Genomic DNA, 19,866 nt, shown 5'->3' with positions numbered 1-19,866 from the left:
GTACCTTTTGAAACATATATTTATTGGAGTTAATTCAGTTATTAATCAACTGATTGTTGCGCTGGCCCTTACAATTTCTGCATGTTTGTCCTCTATTAGCGTTAATGCCGGTACCATCTCTCAACAACCGGTATCACAAAGGATCGAAATAACAGCCTATAACGGCCATGTAAATACTAATACCACTCATAGTAATAGCATACCCAACCATCCGGTAAACCAGTTACGTATTATAATACCGGGGAAGGTGTAGTTATAGTAAAGAGTGACTATTTGAAAGCTCTTGTAAATCAAGCATATATTGAAATAGTTGATGAAAGAATGTTAATGAGCGGGAAGGAAAGAATAAATAGTTGCGATGCAACGAATTATAATAAGATAGTGTAATAAGTGATATGTATGTTTAAAGTACCCTGATAGATAAGGTGTAGAGAGATATCAGGATCGTCCAAAAAAGAGATTAAAGAGTTTATTTTAAAGGGTACGATCAACAACGCCGTCCCGTTTCTACGGGATGGTTTTTTAAAAAAAGCCATCTATTCCTATCAGAATACCTCAAACGAAATTCAATCATCTGAGGCTCCTTATGCAGGCGCTGTAGTTTAACCACTGTAGTTTTTTGTATAGAATATAATTTAAAAGCAATATGATACTTACTGGCAAGGGCCAGCGTAGTTAATATAAAGAGTTTATTTTAAAGGGTACGATCAACAACACCGTCCCGTTTCTACGGGATGGATTTTTTTAAAACATCAAAGCCCTGAAAGCAATTATTAAAATATAAAAGGCCCGGGAGTAATGCCAGGATCATTATCTAAGGCACAAGTACTCAACAACAGCACGGATATATATACGTAAGCATCCTGCTCCCGGAACATCGCTTATAAAGAGTTTATTTTAAAGGGTACGATCAACAACGCCGTTCCGTTTCTACGGGATGGTTTTTTAAAAACCCAAAGAGTCAAGAACCAAGAGCCAAGAAAAATCAAGAAGTAAGAATAAAAGGGTACTGTTCAAAGTAGAAGTCCTTGTGCCTTGCGCCTTAATGCCTTTCTTTAATCCCCTGTCGGTGAATACCTGAAATTCCATTTTCCTTTCTTTACGCCCGATATCAATTATTCTTGAGTACATATTGAATGTAGCTACTCAGCCGAAAAGCCTGTTTTCTGCACTGTTTACCTGGTCTGTGTTTTAAACGACATAACAGCATCCGTTTACGTTGTTGCTGTTTACATGTCGCATATGGCTCTATGCGTGTTTCCCCGGACACGTTAACTGAAATAATTAAATTTTATCAGATGAGTAAGCTTTATCTCAAACCAAAAAAGAAACTTTTGCTTAGTGCAATGATAGCAGTGAGTTGTATGCTATCTGTGCCAGCCTTTACACAGGCGCCAGGCCTGGAATTTAAAGATGCGTCATTGGTATCGGGCACAGCCGGCCAGGATGGCGCCGTATACAAATTCCCCAACGTAACTACTAACGTAGATGGGTATATAAAAATAAGTGGACGCTCATCTGCCGGGGTTAAATTAACAACCATTGATCTTACCGGTACCGGGTGGGATAAAGCATTTCAACCCCAGGTATCTTATAAGAACAAAAACGCAGGCTGGGGGGAAAGAGACTGGTGGATGGAGTTTGAGATCTCCTTTGTTTCCCAAACAGATAATTTGCCCGTATCTATTTCGAGCATGGATGTTACTGCTATTGATATTGATGGCGATGGTCGCGATGTTAACGAATGGGTATCGTTGTATAACCTGGCGTCGTACACAACCGAACAAAGTACATTGCTGCAGGTTAGCGATCTGTTAGAGTCAATTTTAAGCGTATTAACGCTCACGGGTAAAAAGTTTGACGGACCGGATACCAATTATGGTAATATTGATACCAGCGCTACCCGGGTAATGACCACTGCCAGATACACTAATAAAAGCCAGTTTCGTATTCGCACCGGCGGTCATAGTGATGACCGGGATATTGATGCAGAACGTATGTATTCGTTCTGGTTCAAGTCGTTTGCCTACAATGCACCTGTGCAAAGTCCATTGCCTGTTGTGCTGAGTTCTTTTACCGCAAGGAAAAGCAGTAACCAGGTATTGTTGAACTGGAATACAGATATGGAGAAAGACGTAAGCCACTTTGTTGTTGAAAAAAGCCTGAATGGCAAAGACTTTACAGATGCCGGCATTGTGTTTACAGAAGGCAATAGCAATGTGCGCAAAGAATACAACTTTAAGGATGATTTGAAAAGTATTACTTCCGGCCTTGTTTATTACCGCCTTAAAATAGTTGACATCGACGGCAGGTATAAGCAATCAGCGGTGCGCATCATCCGTGTTTCGGAGGAAAATACGGCCAGGAGCATCACCGTATATCCAAACCCCGCTGTAAGTGATGTGCGGATAACCTTGTCGAGCACCTGGCAGGATAACCCGGTGAATATGCAGGTGTTCAATGCAAATGGCCAATGCGTACTACAAAGAACCAATACCAGGCCGGGTCAAACCGAAACGATAAACGTGAGTAACCTTACCGCCGGAATGTATATTGTGAAAGTATCGAATGGAGTAGAAGCAACTACGCAGCGGTTTATAAAAGTGAAATAAAAAGCGGTGGATGCATTAAGCTGATTGGGTTTTGAAAGTATATAAAAGAAGAAGTCCGAAAGAGCTTTCATAAGAAAGCCACTTTCGGACTCTTTGTATATTCTACCTTTCCGGAACTATGTTACTTCTTCAACAGTTTTTTCTGGAAGATCTGATCACTGCCAGCTTTTACATCCAGCACATACATGCCTTTTGTAAGGCCTGATGGGATGCGGATGCTGAGCGAATGACTACCGATACTTAATTGTTCGGTGGTGCTGTAAACCTCTCTTCCAAGGAAATCAACTAACCGTACGCGAACGGTTTCAGCCGTTTTCAATCTTATCTGAACGTTGATATCCTTGTCGAATGGATTTGGAACAGCTTCTACATCCAGGTCATTGGCATTCAGCCTGATGATACCTGAATATGTAAAGTTTCCGCCTTTTTGCATAAGCTTCAGACGATAATAGCGAACAGAAGCAAATGTATGCTCAGGATCGGTAAACTGGTAACTGTTGGCTGAATTGGTACGTCCCTTGCCTTCTACCTTGCCGGCATGGCTGAATGAGGTACCGTTTTCAGAGAATTCTATATCGTAGTAGGCAATATTATCATCGCCGTTCATAGTCCATTGTAAAACCGACTTCTCATCTTTCAGGCTGCCTCTGAATTTCAGGTTGGTCAAAGGCAGTACACCATCAGAATAGAAACAGGTAGGTGTTTGTCCAACGTTCGTAGGGTCGTTTGAGTTTACAAACATTACGTTACCATCGGCATCGAGCAGGGAGATCCTTGACTGGTTACAAACCTGCTGATTGGGTTGGGTAACTACCTGGAAGGTTACCACCGCTGCGTTTGCCCCGGTTGGTCTTATGATACCAGGATCTTCACCCAGGGTGTTTACCAACCGGCCGCCTGAAACTGCATATGGCATAACACCGCCTACGTCTGCTACTGGTATTCCATTTAATCGGGTTGTACCAGCCAGGTAAGTAGTAGATGATGGAATATAATCGTACATATATACGCCTGCTGCATTAATGTTACCAATGTTGGTTACAGTAATGACATATTCAACCGTATCGCCGCCAACAATCGTACCGCTGCCATTTATATTCCTGAACGTTTTATCGGCGATGATGGAACTGGCCAGCACCGGGAACGCGCAAGTGGTAAAATCACCAGTATGGTATACGTTTGTATTGCTGGAATTGAGTTGGGTAGTATTCATTGTTTGCAGGTCAAGCCTGTATACATCCCGGTAAGCCCCACCGATATAAACATTACCCAACGCATCAATGGCTAATGACTGCGAGGTAAAGGAGCCGGATCCGGAGAAGTTGATGCTACCCATGAAGGTAGCTACCCTGGTAGATGGGTTGATCTTATACATGTGACTGGCGTTGGTGATCAGGTATAATTTGCCTGAACCATCTGCAAACAGGTCACCCCCGCTTTCACTGAGAACATCTCTGCCTCCGGATGCATTGGTTGGGGCGTTAATCAATGGGCCCAGCCTGTTGATTTGCGGTACATCCGACGCGTTAAAGGTGAACCTGATAAGGTCCAAACCATTAGAGGTAAGCGCATACCCATATCCATCAGAACCCATACCCATACGGTTAATTCTGTAACCGGTATTGGAAGTATTGGTTTCCAGTTTATATCCTGTAAACCGTCTGGTTGCATAAGGTGCAGGAATACTAAGATCAATATAGCAAAGATCCTGGTCTATGACGTTATTAACGAAATAGATCCTTTGCCGGGCTCTGTCATATGCCAGCGCTGCGCAATGATTCAATAAACGGCCTGTGGTAGTGGTAGAACCCACTGGAAGCGCCTCGAATCTTTGTGTGCTGAGATAACCATTATACATGGGTGTATTAAAAGCTCCGCTCGTACCGTTGGTAGTATTTACAGTTCGTAAAAAACTCCATTCATCCAGTTCACAGTTACCGCTGCCACATCCCGTGTTTTGGTTTGGATAGTAAGTAGTAGTCGAATAAACAACGTTACAACCGGCATCTACAATAACGTTTGTAAATACCGTGTTGGTAGCCTGAATAGTGGAAACACCGTTCTGGCTGGCATCAATGGTGGCATTGTTGAAAATGCTTCCGCCATTGGCTGTTACGCGCACTCTGAAGATGATCGTTGCCGTTGCATTAGGAGCCAGAATACCCGTACCATAAGTAGGCGAATTAATATAACCGCCACTCGCTGAATAGGGCATTCTTCCACCACTGCCATCGGCCACTGCTCCGCCGTTTAAGGTGGTAGAACCAGTTACATACGACACACCCGCAGGAACGTTATCGTACAGTCTGGATGCAACATAGTTTTGTGTGGTAAGATTTCTGACGGTGATCGTATATATCAATACATCACCCTGACTGGCTGTAGTACCGTCTCCACCGTTCGTGAAGTTCTCTACAGTTTTAACAAAGTCTAATGCCGCTTGGGCCTGCGTACGCGCCTTAAAGCCTAATAGCAATAAGGATAAGAGCAGGGCTCTCAAAGGGTAGAATTTTAAGTTCATAGGTTCCGGATTTACACTTAAAAGTTTTCTAATAAAATTCAGTCATCATAATTACGAAACACGCCGCGCGCTGCTTCTTTAATTATAACCTTATAAAAATTCTTATTTAGTACTTATTCTCTGGTTACTCGTTTAATTGCATTGGCCACAGTTTTAAAATTTATCTATAGTATTTGTATCAGTTGTTTTATTATCAGTTTTAATGAATGTTTTATTCATATGGGTTTAAGTCAAAACTGATCCTTAAAGGCAAAAGTGTTTTCAATCTTGTTATTAAATCCGGGTAAACTTTTCTGAACAGGAAGGAAATAGCTAAACAGTATTGAGGTTTTGGTTTTACCAGACAATTTTTCCGGTAACGTGTGGTGTGATCCTGGCAGCAACGCTTGGTTACTGTCCAGGGAAATAAGGCAGCAATGATCATCTAAATGAATAGATGCGTATGAAGGAATTTCAATCCTTTTCATAGTTTACGGTACGGATGTAATTAATTAAAGGCGATAGTTAGCGCTTTTTCGCCAATCGTACAACGCAAAACCCACACGGATATTTTACAGGTAAATATGTAGTGGATTCAGGGGGATTATATTATTATTATTTGCCTAATGAAATATAATCAAAATCAATACGCAACGAATGGTGTATAATTTACCTTTATTTCAAAAATTAGTTAATTGTTTAATAATCAAATGAATGTGGAGTTACGGCCCCTCCTTCTTCATTTGGGAGGAATGGGGAAAACTTTTACATTTAATTTGGTTTATATTGTAAACTAATTTACGTTTGAGTATAAATTACATAACAATGCTACACCTATTGCCACTGCTTGTATTACTCTTATCCTTTTTGGCAGGTTCAGCACAAACTGTAGTGTCGGGAAAAGTGAAAGATGGTAAAGGTCGCCCTATTCAGGGCGCCAGTATTACTTTAAAAGATACTTACGATGGCGCCACATCCGATTCATTGGGCGCTTATCGTTTCAGAACAACTGAAAAAGGAGAGCAAACATTATTGGCTACGTCTATTGGTTACAAACTGCAGGAACAAAAAATAACCCTTGCTGGCGCCACCATGCATCTTGATGTGGTGTTAAAGCAGGAACCCAATGAATTAACGGCCGTTACCATAACGGCCGGTTCCTTTGAAGCCAGTGATGCAAAGCGTACGACAGTTTTAAACAGTATTGATATTGTTTCCACCGCCAGCGCCAACGCCGATGTTACCGGAGCCATTAAAACATTGCCGGGCGCCCAACAGGTAGGGGAGAGTGAAGGTTTGTTTGTTCGTGGCGGAACGGCCCAGGAAACAAAAGTATTTATTGACGGTACCCTGGTAAATAATTTCTTTTACAGCAGTGTACCGGATATAGCACAGCGAGGCCGCTTTTCACCCTTTATTTTTAAAGGAACCGTATTTAGTGCGGGTGGCTATTCTGCTTTATATGGCCAAGCGCTTTCTTCTGCACTTATATTAGAGTCGGTTGATTTGCCTGATCGATCTTCGGCCAGCGTAGGCATTTCTACAGTTGCGCTAAATGCCGGCTTTCAAAAATTATCAAAGAAGAAAAATGCCAGTTGGGGAGTCAATTACGGCTATGTTAATCTTGCGGCGTACTTTGCCGCCGTTAAGCAACGGCCAGATAATTTCAAAATACCCGAGTTTCACAATGGCGAGGTTAATTTCCGGGTCAAAACTTCCAAAACCGGCATGCTGAAGTTTTATGGTTATTTCAATTACAACAACCTGGGCCTGCGCAGGCCTGATATTGATTCGACAGATCTTAAAAATGCGTTTAAGCTAACGAACTTCAATGTGTACGGGAATTTGTCGTGGAAAGAAAAGCTGGGCAAAAAATGGCATCTGTACCTGGGGGCTTCTTACAGTACCAATACCGATAAGATAGGTAACGAATTGCAGGACCAGGCTAACGATCCTGTGGTGCTGAATGTTGAACCGTACAATACAAAGAGCTTTGATGTTAAGGCCAACGGCAATCTTGCCACGATAAAAACCGTACTGGAAAGACGTTTGTATGGGTTAAGCGCCATCAGGTTTGGGGGCGAGTATATGTACTTTACCGATAAGAATACTTTTGATAATTTATATGTTTCAAATGCCATTTCTAAAACAGATGATCATTTTAAAGCAGCTTTTGCAGAGGCCGACATCTATATCACCAACGATCTGGCGGCTAAATTAGGCGGGCGGTTCGAACATAGTTCGTTGCTCGAAAAAACGAATATGGTTCCCCGTGTTTCATTGGCGTATAAAGTAGGCAACAAAGCACAGGCTTCCCTGGCATATGGAATTTTTTATCAGAAACCTGAAAAGGATTATTACCTGCGTGGATACGCTTTCAATGACCTGTTATACACCAAAGCAACCCATTATATTGCCAACTATCAAAAGGTAAGCAGGGATTACACGTTGCGCATTGAAGGCTTCTATAAAAAATATGAGCACCTGATAAAAACCTACGGAAACAATAACAACGGAGTTATTGATAGCATAGGCAATGCCGGTTTTGGTGATGCCAAGGGAATTGAACTATTCTGGCGCGATCGAAAAACTTTAAAAAATGTTGATTACTGGATCTCTTATTCCTACCTCGATACCAAGAGAGATTACCTCAATTACCCGTATGCCATTAAACCCAATTTTGCCGCAACCCATACGGCCAACCTGGTAATTAAAAAATTTGTTACCAAATTAAAGACCCAGTTTAACGGTTCGTATACGTTTGCAACCGGCCGCCCTTATTATAACATCAGGTATAACAACAGCGCCGGTAAATTTCAAATTGCCGATCAGGGTAAAACCATTGCATATAATAACCTTAGCTTTAGTGTTAATTACCTGCCTGCCATTGGAAATGCAAAAGCGAAAAAATTTGTTGTGTGGGTATTTTCAATAAATAACGTATTGGGGAACGATCAGGTGTTTGGTTATAACTATTCTTATAATGGCTTAAGGAAAGATCCTATTCTGCCTACGGCCCGGCGGTTTTTCTTCTTCGGTTGTTTCCTGAGTTTTGGGGTCGACAGAACCGACGATGTGATCAATAGTAATTTATAGTATCAGTTAACATTACCATAAAAAATAAAATCAATCATCATGAAGAAAATGTTTTTTGCACTCCTTTCGCTTGCTGTAGTAACACAGGGGTTTGCACAAAGCGAGAAGTTTACCAAAGCAATGACTACTAACATCGCCCAATTTGATTCGGCTAAAACCGCCGACGATATGCTGGCAGTATCTGCTGCTTTTGAACGTATTGGCGATGCTGAAAAGAACCAATGGCTTCCCTATTACTATGCTTCGCTTGCCCAGGTGATATATTCATTTATGAAGAACGATATGCCCAACAACGATGCATTGGCCGGAAAAGCCGAGCAATTGTTGACCAAAGCCGAAGGTATGAAACCCAACAATTCTGAGATCAGTTGCATAAAATCAATGATAGCCACCCTGCGCATGCTGGTGAATCCACAGCAACGCTGGCAGCAATATGGCGCCGTTATACAACAAGAGCTGGAGAATGCGAAAAAGCAGGACCCAACCAACCCAAGACCTTATTATTTGCAGGGACAGAATTTACGTAACACGCCTGAACAATTTGGCGGTGGTTGCAACAGCGCCAAGCCAATGCTCGAAGAGGCAGTAAAAAAATTCGAAGCATTCAAACCTGCCTCCAGCATTGATCCCAGTTGGGGTAAACTTCAAGCTGAGAAAGTGTTGGAAGGATGCAAATAGTGAAAGTCGTCCACGCACCGGTTTATAAACCTGCGTGGACAATTTTCTTTTATGACATATCGGCTAGTGATTAATTTGCCTGATGAACTATTAATAAAGTGACCTGTTATATGGAAAAGGATACCGGTTTTTCGCACACGGAAAGTCTGGCGCTTATTGAATCCATGATCAATAAGGCAACGAACCGTTTTAATGAAGATGGATTTTTGTATCTGTTATGGGGATGGGTAGTATTACTGTGCAGTATTGCGGAGTTTATTTTACTACGTATTCAGTACGAAAAACATTATTTGGTTTGGACGGTTACCTGGGCAGCCGTCATTTTCCAGATCTTTTTTCTGCGTAGGAAACGGCGTAAAGAAAGGGTGCGAACATACACCGATGATATTGTTAAGTATGTATGGATAACGTTTGTGATCATCATGTTCCTGTCGGCTGTCCTCATTGGCGCTATTCAGGGTAAAGAGTATTACAAATTGATAGATCCCCTGTTTCTGGTAATTTATGGAATGCCCACCTTTTTGTCAGGCATCATTCTCCGGTTCAAACCATTGGTATGGGGCGGCATTGGTTGTTGGTTGTTATCGATATTATGTACTGTAATACCGGTGGAATTTCATTTATTACTGGTTGCAGCAGCCATGCTCATAGCATGGATCATACCTGGTTACCTGTTGCGGTTGAAGTTTAAGCATATGAACCGTTAACCTTGTACAGTGTTGATTAATGTAAAAGGTATCATCAATAAGGTTGAAAGCGATTGAAATGGAGTTTAAAGATCTTGATCCAATATTACATTCCCAGCTACGCTTGGCAGTAGTGTCACTTCTCATTAGTGTGAAGGAGGCGGAGTTTACTTTTATTCGTGAAAAGACAAATGCAACGGCCGGCAATTTGAGCGTGCAGATCAATAAACTAAAAGAGGCCGGTTATATTGAAGTTGTTAAACAATTTAAAGATAATTACCCGCAAACCATTTGTAAAATAACGCCGGCAGGTGTGGCCGCTTTTGAGCAGTATGTAAAGAATTTGCAATCGTACCTGGGCGTAAATAAATAACCCCCGCCTTTTGGAGGCAGGGGTATCTTACCTGTGAAACTCACTATTATTCTTTAATCAGTTTTACCATCATGCGCTCTTTGCTGTTTACCGTAACATCGAGCATATAAGCGCCTGGCTGCAGGTTGCTGCTTCCTTCCATAATAAAACTATTGGCGCCTGCATTCGCTTTTGACGTTTTATTCATCACAATGGCGCCTTCGGCATTTAATATTTTCATAGCAACATAGCTGCTTTCATTGAGCTGCGTGGTTACTGCAATATCATTTTTGGCAGGATTGGGGGTAACGCTCACCATTTTCACTGTAGGCGTATTATATACGCGCACTACCAGTAATCTGCTCATAGCCACTTTCCCTTCGTTATTAACCTGCTTCAATCGATAGTAGAGGTCTTTTTTCAGGGCGGTATTTTTACCTACTTCATCATAAAACGCGTATGCTTTTTTCTCCGTTGAAGTACCCTGCGCTTTTACTGTACCTGCAGTTGTCCATTTGCGGCCATCGATGCTTCTTTCAATGTCGAAGCGGCTGCTGTTGAATTCATAACCTGTTGCCCATTTCAATAACACTTGTCCGCCATCGTTATAAAGACCGGCGAAATCGTTCAAACTTACCGACTCATCGGGAAAGCTCAATATAACCGTGGCATCCTGTGAGCACATGCGACCAAAGCCATTGTCACACACTTTGTAGGTGAACGTAGTTGAATGACCGGTAAAATCAGCATTCGGGGTAAATATAAAGCTGCCATCGCCCCGCAATACTACTTTTCCATCGGGTGAATTGCTGATCAGGTAGGCATTGAACCGGTCGTGATCGGCATCCCGGTCATTGGCAGTAACCTGACCAGTGGCGGTATGATTGGGTAGCCCAATGATATTATCATTTTCTGCAATAGGCGAGGTGTTGCATCCTTCAGGGTAATGCAAGGCCGCTGAAACAACCAGTTGATCAATGGCGATTTGTGCAGTACCACCCTTACCCTGGTAGTTCAGGTACACTTTATATATACCCGGCATAAGACCGGTAAATGATTTGTTGTAAGTGGTTTGGGAAGTAGCAGATGCACATTCAATGCTATCTAACCGGGATACAATAATATTATTGGGATCGGTTAAATAAACTTTTAACCAGCGACGGGTTCCCTTTTCAAAGGTTTGGTTGAACTGCCAGTTAAAAGAAATATTGATATGATCTGGTACATCCAGTACCGGTGTATAAATACCGGTGCGTTGATCAGCCGTTATCGCCGCGGCGGGAACCAGCCAGCCATCGTACTCAGCCTTGGAGTGCGCTACGTCAAAATCGGGTAGGGCCCAGCAATGGTTTTGTAAGTATCCTTTCAGTTGCGGGATAGCAACACCGTTCCTTGTGTTGAAGTTTTCAGCAACCTGGGCCCTGGTGCCGGTAACCAGGCCGGTTACAATAAGAAAGCAAAAAATGCGCTTCATTTTTGAATGTTTCAGCAATTAATAAATAGATACTCCGGTGATGGACTATGATCAATCCACCAAAGGGTATTCAAAGGCAAATGCATTTTTTAAAGGATACACACAATCATGTAAAGGATACAAACGATCACGGGGGGGTATTACGGAATTATAGTGGGATTACGTAGGAATTGGAAGTATTTGTACGATAAAAGCAGATCCTGGAAGAAATTAAACCGGAGACTTTTTTTATCTGAATTCTGCTATTGTTCAAATAGTCAGCGGCTTATGTAGGTTTTGGAATTTACTACAGGAAGAAAATAATATCCTGCGGGGGGTACGGGATTATCAGAGGATGTAGACGATTCTTACAAATGTAAATAACGGATTTGTCTTTTGCAAGTAGGCTCGCATAAAAATATATTTTGGTTAAATCGGTCTTAATAATAGCTGCCGGGCAGTATATTTTTCAGGCTCGAACCATTTCCGGTTGTAATTTGTACATTTTATATAACATATGTCTGCGATCATACAGGTTAGTAATTTGAGTAAACAGTACCGGGAAGTGAAAGCAGTAAATGATATTTCATTCACTGTGAACACGGGAGATATTTATGGTTTCCTGGGACAAAACGGGGCTGGTAAATCTACTACCATCCGCATGTTGCTTACCCTCATTGAACCAACAGCGGGAACCATTGAATTGTTTGGTAAGAATTTAAATTCCCATCGAAAAGCGATATTACGGCAAATAGGGGCTGTTATTGAAAAGCCCGATCTGTATAAATACCTGACGGGGTACGAAAACCTTTCCCTGTTTGCAAAAATGAGTGGCGTTGCCGTCAATGAAAAAAAATTAAATGATCAGTTGGAACAGGTAGGGCTTACCGAGCGGGCGCATAGCAAAGTGCGAACATATTCGCAGGGAATGAAACAGCGTTTGGGAATTGCCATTGCCCTCATTCACGATCCCCAACTGATCATCCTCGATGAACCCACCAATGGACTAGATCCCCAGGGTATTGCTGATATTCGTAACCTTATCTTACACCTGAGCCGGCACCAGGGAAAAACCATTTTGGTGTCGTCGCACCTGTTACATGAAATTGAACTGATAGCCAACCGCATGCTCATCATTGATAAAGGCAAAAAAATAATGGAAGGCACCGTTGCCGCATTGGTTGATCCTGCCCGCACCATGGTGCATCTTGAAGTAACCAATCCGCAACAGGTAGTTACCTGGTTGCAAAGCAGTAAATGGAGCGCTAATCTGCAAGAGCATAGTAACAATGTTATTCTGCTGCAAATGAATAAGCCGCAAGTGCCCGAATTGACTGCCGACCTGGTAAATGCAGGCGCCAACATTATGGCCCTGCAACCGCAGAATTCATTAGAATCTTATTTTCTGTCATTAACAACCGAAAACCGGCATGTGGACACTTTTACAAATTGAGCTTTTTAAAATATTCAAACGGCCACGTACTTATATTGCTTTTATTGCCATTGCTGCTATTGTTATATTAATTCAACTGGCATTGTACCTCGATGGGAAAACGTACATTGGTTTTTTATTGCAAAGTATAGAACGGTTTAATGTAGAAGGTAAAATACTGAATGGATACTTTGTTTGTTATTTCATTTTACAAACCCTGCTGATACATGTGCCATTGCTTATTGCGTTGGTGGGCGGCGATATGATTGCCGGAGAAGCCAATATGGGCACCTTGCGTTTATTAATAAGCAAACCCATCAGCCGCTCTACTTTATTGGTAAGTAAGTTCCTGGCTTCCTCTATTTATACTTTACTGTTATTGATATGGATGGCCATTCTTTCGTTGTTCGTGTCCCTGCTGGTATTTGGTTCCGGCGATCTGATGGTATTTCAAAGCCAGGTGATCATTCAAATTCCACAATCGGATGTGTTCTGGCGTTACCTGGCGGCCTTTGGATTTGCCGCTATTGCCATGATAACGGTGGCCGCATTGTCATTCTTTCTTTCCCTGTTTGCTGAGAATTCTATTGGTCCCATTGTGGCCGCAATGAGCATAGTTATAGTTTGCACCATTCTCACTACAATGGACCTGCCTTTGTTTTTATCTATGAAGCCGTATTTGTTTACCTCGCATATGCTGGGATGGAAAGGCTTTTTCGATATTCAGGCAACAACCGGGAACAGTGCGGTGCCGGGTAGTATTCAGAATTTGCCGGGGATCTTGCGTTCGGCCTTCATTTTAATTGTGCATATTGTTGGCTTTGTAGTAGCTGCGGTAGTGATATTTAAAAAGAAAGACGTGTTGTCATGAATACTAGCTTTTTCACGTTTCACGTTTGCCGTTTCACGATTCGCCTCAATCCGCCAGCGTAAAATGGAAGGTGCTGCCTTTGCCTGCTTCCGACTGTACCCAAATGGTACCGCCATGCAGTTCAACTATTTTCTTGCAATGCGCCAGGCCAATACCCGATCCTTCATACACCGAGCGGTTGTGCAACCGTTGAAAAATAATAAATATGCGTTCCTGGTATTGTTTTTCTATACCAATACCATTATCGCGAAACTGAAAATGCCAGTAGCCATTTTCTCTTACAGTAGATATTTCAATATGCGGCGCTATGCCTGGTTTTTGAAATTTAATGGAATTACTGATTAGGTTTTGAAATAGCAGTTTTAATTCGGTTGGAAAAGCATTTATTACCGGAAGATCGCCCGCCGTGATCTCAGCCTTGTTTTCCTTGATCACTTTGGCAAGATCGGCTATTACTTCTGAAAATGCCACATTACAATCTACGGGTTCAATTTTTTTCTCACGACCTATACGCGAGTAATCGAGCAGGTCTTTGATCAACGTTTTCATTCTGTCAGAAGCCTGTATTACATAGTCGATATACCTGTTCGCATTGTCATCAATTTTGCCATGGTATTGTTTACGCAGCAGCTCAACAAAGCTTGACGTGGTACGCAAGGGCTCCTGCAGATCGTGCGAAGCCACATACGCAAATTGTGCCAGCTCTTTGTTCTTGCTTTCCAACTCGGCAGTGCGTTGCTTTACTTTTTTCTCAAGTGTAACGTTTGCTTCCCTGATCTCTTTTTCCAATCGCTTCTTTTCGGAGATATCACGGATTGCGGCCGTTATCAATATGCCTTCTTCCGTTTCAAGCGGACTTAAACTTATTTCAACCGGGAACTCTTCTCCGTTCTTACGACGGCCTAATAGTTCAATACCCGCTCCTGTAGAACGGATACCTGGATTATCGTAAAATAATTTCTGGTTTTCCGTTTGGGAGGTACGGAACCGTTCAGGTAATAATAACTCCACATTACAGCCGATCAGTTCATTCCTGCCATAGCCGAAAACATTTTCACATTGTTTATTAACCAGTTGAATAATACCTTTTTCACCAACGATCACAATGGCATCGGGGGCCGATTCCAGCAAACCCTTGAATTTTTGCTGCGCCTGCTCAATGTCACGGATACTGCGGTCCAACTCATCGGCCATGTTGTTAAAGTTATTGGCCAGGATTCCGATCTCGTCTTTTGAAAATGCTTTTGCTTTGCGGCTGAAATCATTTTTGGCAACCGCTTTGGCCGATTGCAGAATTTCGTTCAATCCTTTTTGAATGTTCCGGCTAACAATAATGGCTAAGGTTAAACCGGTTATTTCAACGGTAAGCGCAATTGCAAATAATAATTTTAATACCAGGTTTTCGAGCCACCGCGATCCTTCGCCCAGTGTATATGAAAAATCATCTTCCAGTATAGTTAGGCGTGCATTTAATGGGTCAATGGCCTGAACAATTTCATTGATCTTTTCATGGGAGGGGTGGGGTGAGTTGATCTCTTTATGTAATTGTTCACCAATAGGAATGAACTCGGCTACCAACGGGTCGGCCTGCGACCAGATCTTTATGGCTTTGTTTATATACGAAATAGAATTAAATCGTGTAAACAGGTTGATCATGCCTTCCACATCATCTTTATGATTACGGCCTTCAATAAAACCCTGCCGGGCAATTTCCATATCAGGATTTTCCTTGCCTAGCTCAACCAGGGTTTTATGATCGCCGCCGGGCACTTTCATGAACTCTTTAAATTTTTGATAATCGGCCTCGTCATGACTGCGGCTGTATTTCAATAACTGGTACATGGCATCTTTCTGCGCTTTTGACCAAAGGCCTTCACCGCTTACATATGCCCGTACAGACGAAAGTGTATTTATGGAGAACACGAGTGCGCCTAATTCAATAGCTATCAGGGTGGCCATGAGGCCTACCGTTAAATACAATTTTTTAGCAATGGATATGTTCTTGAACCACTTGAAAAGCGAAACACCTTTCATTCTTGTATTTTGTTTTAATTACACAACATGCAAATTCTTCAGGGTATTAACACCCATACAATTACACATTGAGCTTTCCTTGCCTTTTTGATTGGTTGATTTGGTGGCTATGTTTTAGCCAGGGAATACTTTGCTACTAAACTAGGCCTGCGGCAGCGAAGCTGGCTGCCAATATGGGGAAGGTAAGTAAAATTTTTAATGGATTATAGCAGACTTGATTAAAAATAAAAGCCCGAAAGAAGGTTATTGCTATCGTGAACTTCTTTCGGGCATAACTATCTTGTTTGCTTGTTAAAATCCATACTTTGTTACGCCTGGAATGGGAATCGTATAAAATCCGTCATCATTAGGCAATATAGGCGGAGCGGCATTAAAGTCGTATGATTTCGGTTGCAGGTTCAATCCCGAATTCAATGCTTTATCCCATTCCACCACCTGCCCGGTGTACGTTGCCATACGACCGAGAATGGAGGTCATGGTGCTTTTAGCGCCCATTTCGGTATCGGCAAATTTGTATTCACCTTTGGCAATAGCCGCAAACAACTCATCGTGTTCTGTTTGATAAGGGTTGTTTTCGGTCTGTTTATCGAACTGGAATAATAATTTTCCTTTAGGGCCAAGAATGTTGGCTTCGCCACATTGAATGATGCCTTTGGTACCGATCAGCAATTCATCTACTTTGCTCATAGTGCCTGGTATATGCCGGCACTGGCTGTTGAGCACAGAACCATCAGCATAAACAAACTCTACGTAGTGATGATCAAAGATCTCACCATTATCTTTCCCTTTACGCACCTGCCGGCCACCCATACCCTGGGCTTTCACCGGGTAACTTTCTTTGAACCAGTTCACCACATCGATGTTGTGGATGTGTTGTTCGCAAATATGGTCACCGCATAACCAAACGAAGTAGTACCAGTTGCGCATCTGGTATTCCATTTCGGTTTGTCCATTCTGGCGTTGGCGTACCCATACGCCATCGTTGTTCCACCAGGCTTGTGCCGAAGTAATATCGCCGATGAGGTTTTTGCGTTTGAATAATTCACGATATGAGTTCTGGTAGTGACGTTGTAAACCTACTACCACATTTAATTTTTTTTGCTTGGCTACTTCGGCCGCATCCAGCACCCGCTTTACACCAGCAGGGTCAGTGGCAACCGGCTTTTCCATGAATACATGTTTGCCTTGCTTGATGGCTTCTTCAAAGTGAATGGGACGAAAACCGGGCGGTGTGGCCAGGATCACCACATCTGCCAGGGGAATGGCTTTCTGATATGCATCGAACCCGGAAAATTTTCTTTCTTCGGGAACATCAATGCGATCTTTAATATTACCCTCGTTGTTTTGCGAAGATGTTAACCGTTTATAGCTGCGGTCTAAATTATCACGAAAAGCATCGGCCATGGCCACCAGCTTAACGTTTTGTTTGGTTAATAAGGCCTGCATGGCAGCGCCGGTTCCGCGGCCGCCACAACCGATCAACGCAACTTTTATGGTATCGTCTGCACCAGAAAAATAATTGGCTTTTGAAAGTAATGGAGCTGCAAGTAATCCTCCGGCCAGCCAGGTACTTTGTTTTACGAACCGGCGGCGTGAAGCGGCAAGGTTGTTAGAATTTTCAGTGCTCATTTGCATCAGTTTTAAAATAACGAAATCAGGAATTCTCTATTAGTATAACCAGGTAACGCATGGGTGTTACTCGTGGCAATATTTTGCATAAAAGGCTTCTGCTTCTTCAGCAGTGGGCGCTTGTGCCGGGCGAACGATACGGAAGCCAACTGCCATGGCATCGGTCAGCCACCATTTGCTTTTAGGCATCTGGGGATCGCGTTTGTTCCATGACGCATTTGACGGCATTCGGGTTGCACAGCGTAATGCATCTGGTTTATCTAAATAACCACCACCCCGAACCGCGCGGGGATAGGTAACCGTGGGTGCTACCATGGGGTTCAATGCCGTATCGCCAAGCGCTGTAAAATAATCTTCGCGATATTGGTCAAGGGTCCATTCTCCTACATTACCCAGCATATCATACAAACCCCAGGCATTGGGTTTTTTCTGTCCTGTTTTCTGGTACTTTTTATTGCTGTTATCGGCAAACCAGGCGTAGTCTTTCAGTTGTTTTGCATTGTCGCCAAAGTAGTAGGCGCCAGTGCTGCCTGCTCTGCATGCATATTCCCATTCAGCCTCAGTTGGCAACCGGTAAAAAATGCCGGTCTTTTTATACAACCAGCGACAGTACATCATTGCGGTATACTGCGACATGCTGTTAACCGGGAAACCGCCTTGTTTTCCCATGCCCCAACTCAGGTCAATATATTGTGGCGTAGGGCGGGTAACGGCATCTACTTCTGAATCGCGCGGAGTATTTTCATCGTTAAAGAACAATAAAAATTCATCATAGGTAACTTCTTTAGCGCCCATCCAGAATGCATCGAGCCGAATTTTTTTTGCCGGGCCTTCTGCGGGTTTATGTCCTGCTTCGGTACCAGGACTGCCCATCATAAAACTACCGGCCTGTATGGGTACCATATTAAAGGTTACACTACTGCCTGGAATAGTTTGATCGTAGGGGGCGAATGCGGTTGAATTGTTGGTTTGTGCAAGGGCACAGGTGCTGCTAAACAAAAAAGCAATTACAAATTGTACAAATTTCACAAGAAGTTCTTTTAATGTAAGGCACGGAAATTAAGAAATTAAAGCATTCCATTTGCAACCGGGACCGGGTTTAGTTTGGAAAACGTTTGCACTGCGGGGAAGAGGGCTGCACGCGGAAGACAAAGCTATAAGCTCCAAGCTATAAGCCATAAGCAATACAGCTAGACGTTGCAAGCTGCATGCTACACGCTGCAAGCTAAAGGCAGAAAGCTAAAAGCCATAAGCAAAAAACACTATCTTATCTTGACCTCACAGCCTGCTCCCGATTAAGTCGGGGTTTGCCGTTTGCCGTTTCACGATTGCCGATTCACGACTACCGTTTCACGACTACCGTTTCACGTTTGTCATTTCACGATTGCCGGCTGCCGAATTGCCCAAATATAAATCCAACCTTATTTATTGTAATACAAATCTCCTTATAAGTCGTACAAAGGCTATGATACCCTAAATCACATGCGGTTGTTTATTTTTTTTTTTACCTGATAACATGCGAACTGCTAAATATTATTATCCATAATTTTAATTGCTAAACGGCACTATATGAAAAGACGAAATTTTCTGCAGCAAACTGCTTTGGCTGGCGCTTCTCTTTTAACAGCATCCGGAGTTAGCGCTGCTGGCAATTCAATCTACCGGCAACCCCGCACCGCCGGGTCTGCACCTGTTGCAGATAAACCTTTCAATTTAAATTATGCTTTTCACGATGGTATGTTCAAGAGCCATGGTGGCGCTGATTTCATTGACCAGATAAAATTTGCGTACGATCATGGTTTTCGTTCTATTGAAGACAATGGCATGATGGGCCGTACTGTAGACCAACAAAAGAAAATAGGAGATACCCTGCAAAAGCTGGGCATGAATATGGGGGTGTTTGTCATTACATCAGATAACTGGCACTGGCGCACCACGCTCACAACCGGCAAACAGGAGTGGATAGATAAAATGATCAATGACTGCAAAACAGCGGTGGAAGTGGCCAAACGCTGTGGCGCTAAATGGATGACGGTAGTGCCGGGCAATTATGAAAGATCATTGTCGCTCGACTACCAGACAGCCAATGTAATTACCGCCTTGCGAAAAGCGTGCACCATATTGGAGCCGCATGGCCTGGTGATGGTGTTGGAAATGTTAAGCGATAATCCCGATCTGTTCCTGCGTCATTCAGATCAGGCATATATGATCTGCAAAGCGGTGAACAGCCCCTCGTGTAAAATGTTGTTCGATATGTATCACATGCAGCGAAACGAAGGCGATATCATCAATAACCTCAACAAATCGTGGGATGAGATCGGCTACCTGCAAATTGGTGATAACCCCGGCAGAAAAGAACCCGGCACCGGTGAAATGAACTATAAGAATATTTTCAAGCATATTCATGGCAAGGGATACAAAGGAATTCTGGGTATGGAGCATGGAAATTTTCAAAAAGGTACCGAGGGAGAGTTGGCGTTGATAAAAGCCTACCGCGAAGCGGATAACTTTATGTAAGGCTTC

Annotated in this window: 14 protein-coding genes; 9 read left to right on the top strand and 5 right to left on the bottom strand. The window is 42.8% G+C overall.

Going from position 1 to position 19,866, the window contains the following annotated elements; all coding sequences use genetic code 11:
* Positions 1-7: 7 nt before the first annotated feature.
* On the top strand, positions 8-253 hold the full coding sequence (locus FAM09_RS04655; protein ID WP_136575894.1) for a hypothetical protein: 246 nt from the start codon (positions 8-10) through the stop codon (positions 251-253).
* Positions 254-1,298: 1,045 nt separating this feature from the next.
* Positions 1,299-2,612, top strand: coding sequence for a T9SS type A sorting domain-containing protein (locus tag FAM09_RS04650; protein ID WP_166437026.1), 1,314 nt, complete (start codon positions 1,299-1,301; stop codon positions 2,610-2,612).
* 121 nt (positions 2,613-2,733) lie between these two features.
* On the opposite strand, the gene FAM09_RS04645 is transcribed toward FAM09_RS04650, so the two are convergent.
* A complete protein-coding gene (locus FAM09_RS04645) occupies positions 2,734-5,133 on the bottom strand; it encodes a T9SS type A sorting domain-containing protein (RefSeq protein ID WP_136575892.1) in 2,400 nt (799 codons plus the stop codon).
* Between the two features lie 804 nt (positions 5,134-5,937).
* Between FAM09_RS04645 and FAM09_RS04635 the strand changes: the two genes are divergently transcribed.
* The 4 genes from FAM09_RS04635 (at position 5,938) to FAM09_RS04620 (ending at position 9,945) form a co-directional block, all read left to right on the top strand.
* Entirely contained in the window at positions 5,938-8,208 is a 2,271-nt protein-coding gene (locus tag FAM09_RS04635; protein WP_136575890.1) for a TonB-dependent receptor, read from the top strand.
* A 39-nt stretch (positions 8,209-8,247) separates the two neighbouring features.
* Entirely contained in the window at positions 8,248-8,886 is a 639-nt protein-coding gene (locus FAM09_RS04630) for a hypothetical protein (RefSeq protein ID WP_136575889.1), read from the top strand.
* 110 nt (positions 8,887-8,996) lie between these two features.
* Positions 8,997-9,593 carry a hypothetical protein gene (locus tag FAM09_RS04625; protein WP_136575888.1) on the top strand — a complete coding sequence of 199 codons (597 nt, stop codon included), beginning with the start codon at positions 8,997-8,999 and terminating at the stop codon, positions 9,591-9,593.
* A 58-nt stretch (positions 9,594-9,651) separates the two neighbouring features.
* Positions 9,652-9,945: a winged helix-turn-helix domain-containing protein gene (locus FAM09_RS04620; RefSeq protein WP_136575887.1), complete on the top strand. Its 294-nt coding sequence runs from the start codon at positions 9,652-9,654 to the stop codon at positions 9,943-9,945.
* A gap of 46 nt (positions 9,946-9,991) precedes the next feature.
* Here the strand turns inward: FAM09_RS04620 and FAM09_RS04615 are convergent, their stop codons facing one another.
* Positions 9,992-11,398, bottom strand: a complete 1,407-nt coding sequence (locus tag FAM09_RS04615) for an Ig-like domain-containing protein (protein WP_136575886.1) — start codon at positions 11,396-11,398, stop codon at positions 9,992-9,994.
* Between the two features lie 496 nt (positions 11,399-11,894).
* On the opposite strand from FAM09_RS04615, the gene FAM09_RS04610 reads away from it, so the two are divergent.
* A complete protein-coding gene (locus FAM09_RS04610) occupies positions 11,895-12,830 on the top strand; it encodes an ABC transporter ATP-binding protein (RefSeq protein ID WP_136575885.1) in 936 nt (311 codons plus the stop codon).
* Positions 12,808-13,680 carry an ABC transporter permease gene (locus FAM09_RS04605; RefSeq protein ID WP_136575884.1) on the top strand — a complete coding sequence of 291 codons (873 nt, stop codon included), beginning with the start codon at positions 12,808-12,810 and terminating at the stop codon, positions 13,678-13,680. Before FAM09_RS04610 ends, FAM09_RS04605 begins: the two co-directional genes overlap by 23 nt.
* Before the next feature lie 45 nt (positions 13,681-13,725).
* Here the strand turns inward: FAM09_RS04605 and FAM09_RS04600 are convergent, their stop codons facing one another.
* The 3 genes from FAM09_RS04600 to FAM09_RS04590 form a co-directional block, all read right to left on the bottom strand.
* Positions 13,726-15,714 (bottom strand): ATP-binding protein, encoded by a 1,989-nt coding sequence (locus FAM09_RS04600; RefSeq protein ID WP_136575883.1) that lies wholly within the window; start codon positions 15,712-15,714, stop codon positions 13,726-13,728.
* 291 nt (positions 15,715-16,005) lie between these two features.
* A complete protein-coding gene (locus FAM09_RS04595) occupies positions 16,006-17,343 on the bottom strand; it encodes a Gfo/Idh/MocA family protein (protein ID WP_136575882.1) in 1,338 nt (445 codons plus the stop codon).
* 66 nt (positions 17,344-17,409) lie between these two features.
* Positions 17,410-18,372 (bottom strand): formylglycine-generating enzyme family protein, encoded by a 963-nt coding sequence (locus FAM09_RS04590; RefSeq protein ID WP_136575881.1) that lies wholly within the window; start codon positions 18,370-18,372, stop codon positions 17,410-17,412.
* 540 nt (positions 18,373-18,912) lie between these two features.
* On the opposite strand from FAM09_RS04590, the gene FAM09_RS04585 reads away from it, so the two are divergent.
* A complete protein-coding gene (locus FAM09_RS04585) occupies positions 18,913-19,860 on the top strand; it encodes a hydroxypyruvate isomerase family protein (protein WP_136575880.1) in 948 nt (315 codons plus the stop codon).
* Positions 19,861-19,866: the final 6 nt, after the last annotated feature.

Source organism: Niastella caeni, assembly GCF_004834005.1.
Classification (GTDB): domain Bacteria; phylum Bacteroidota; class Bacteroidia; order Chitinophagales; family Chitinophagaceae; genus Niastella; species Niastella caeni.
Note: the sequence above shows the minus strand (reverse complement) of the source record. Positions and strands in the feature narration are given on the sequence as shown.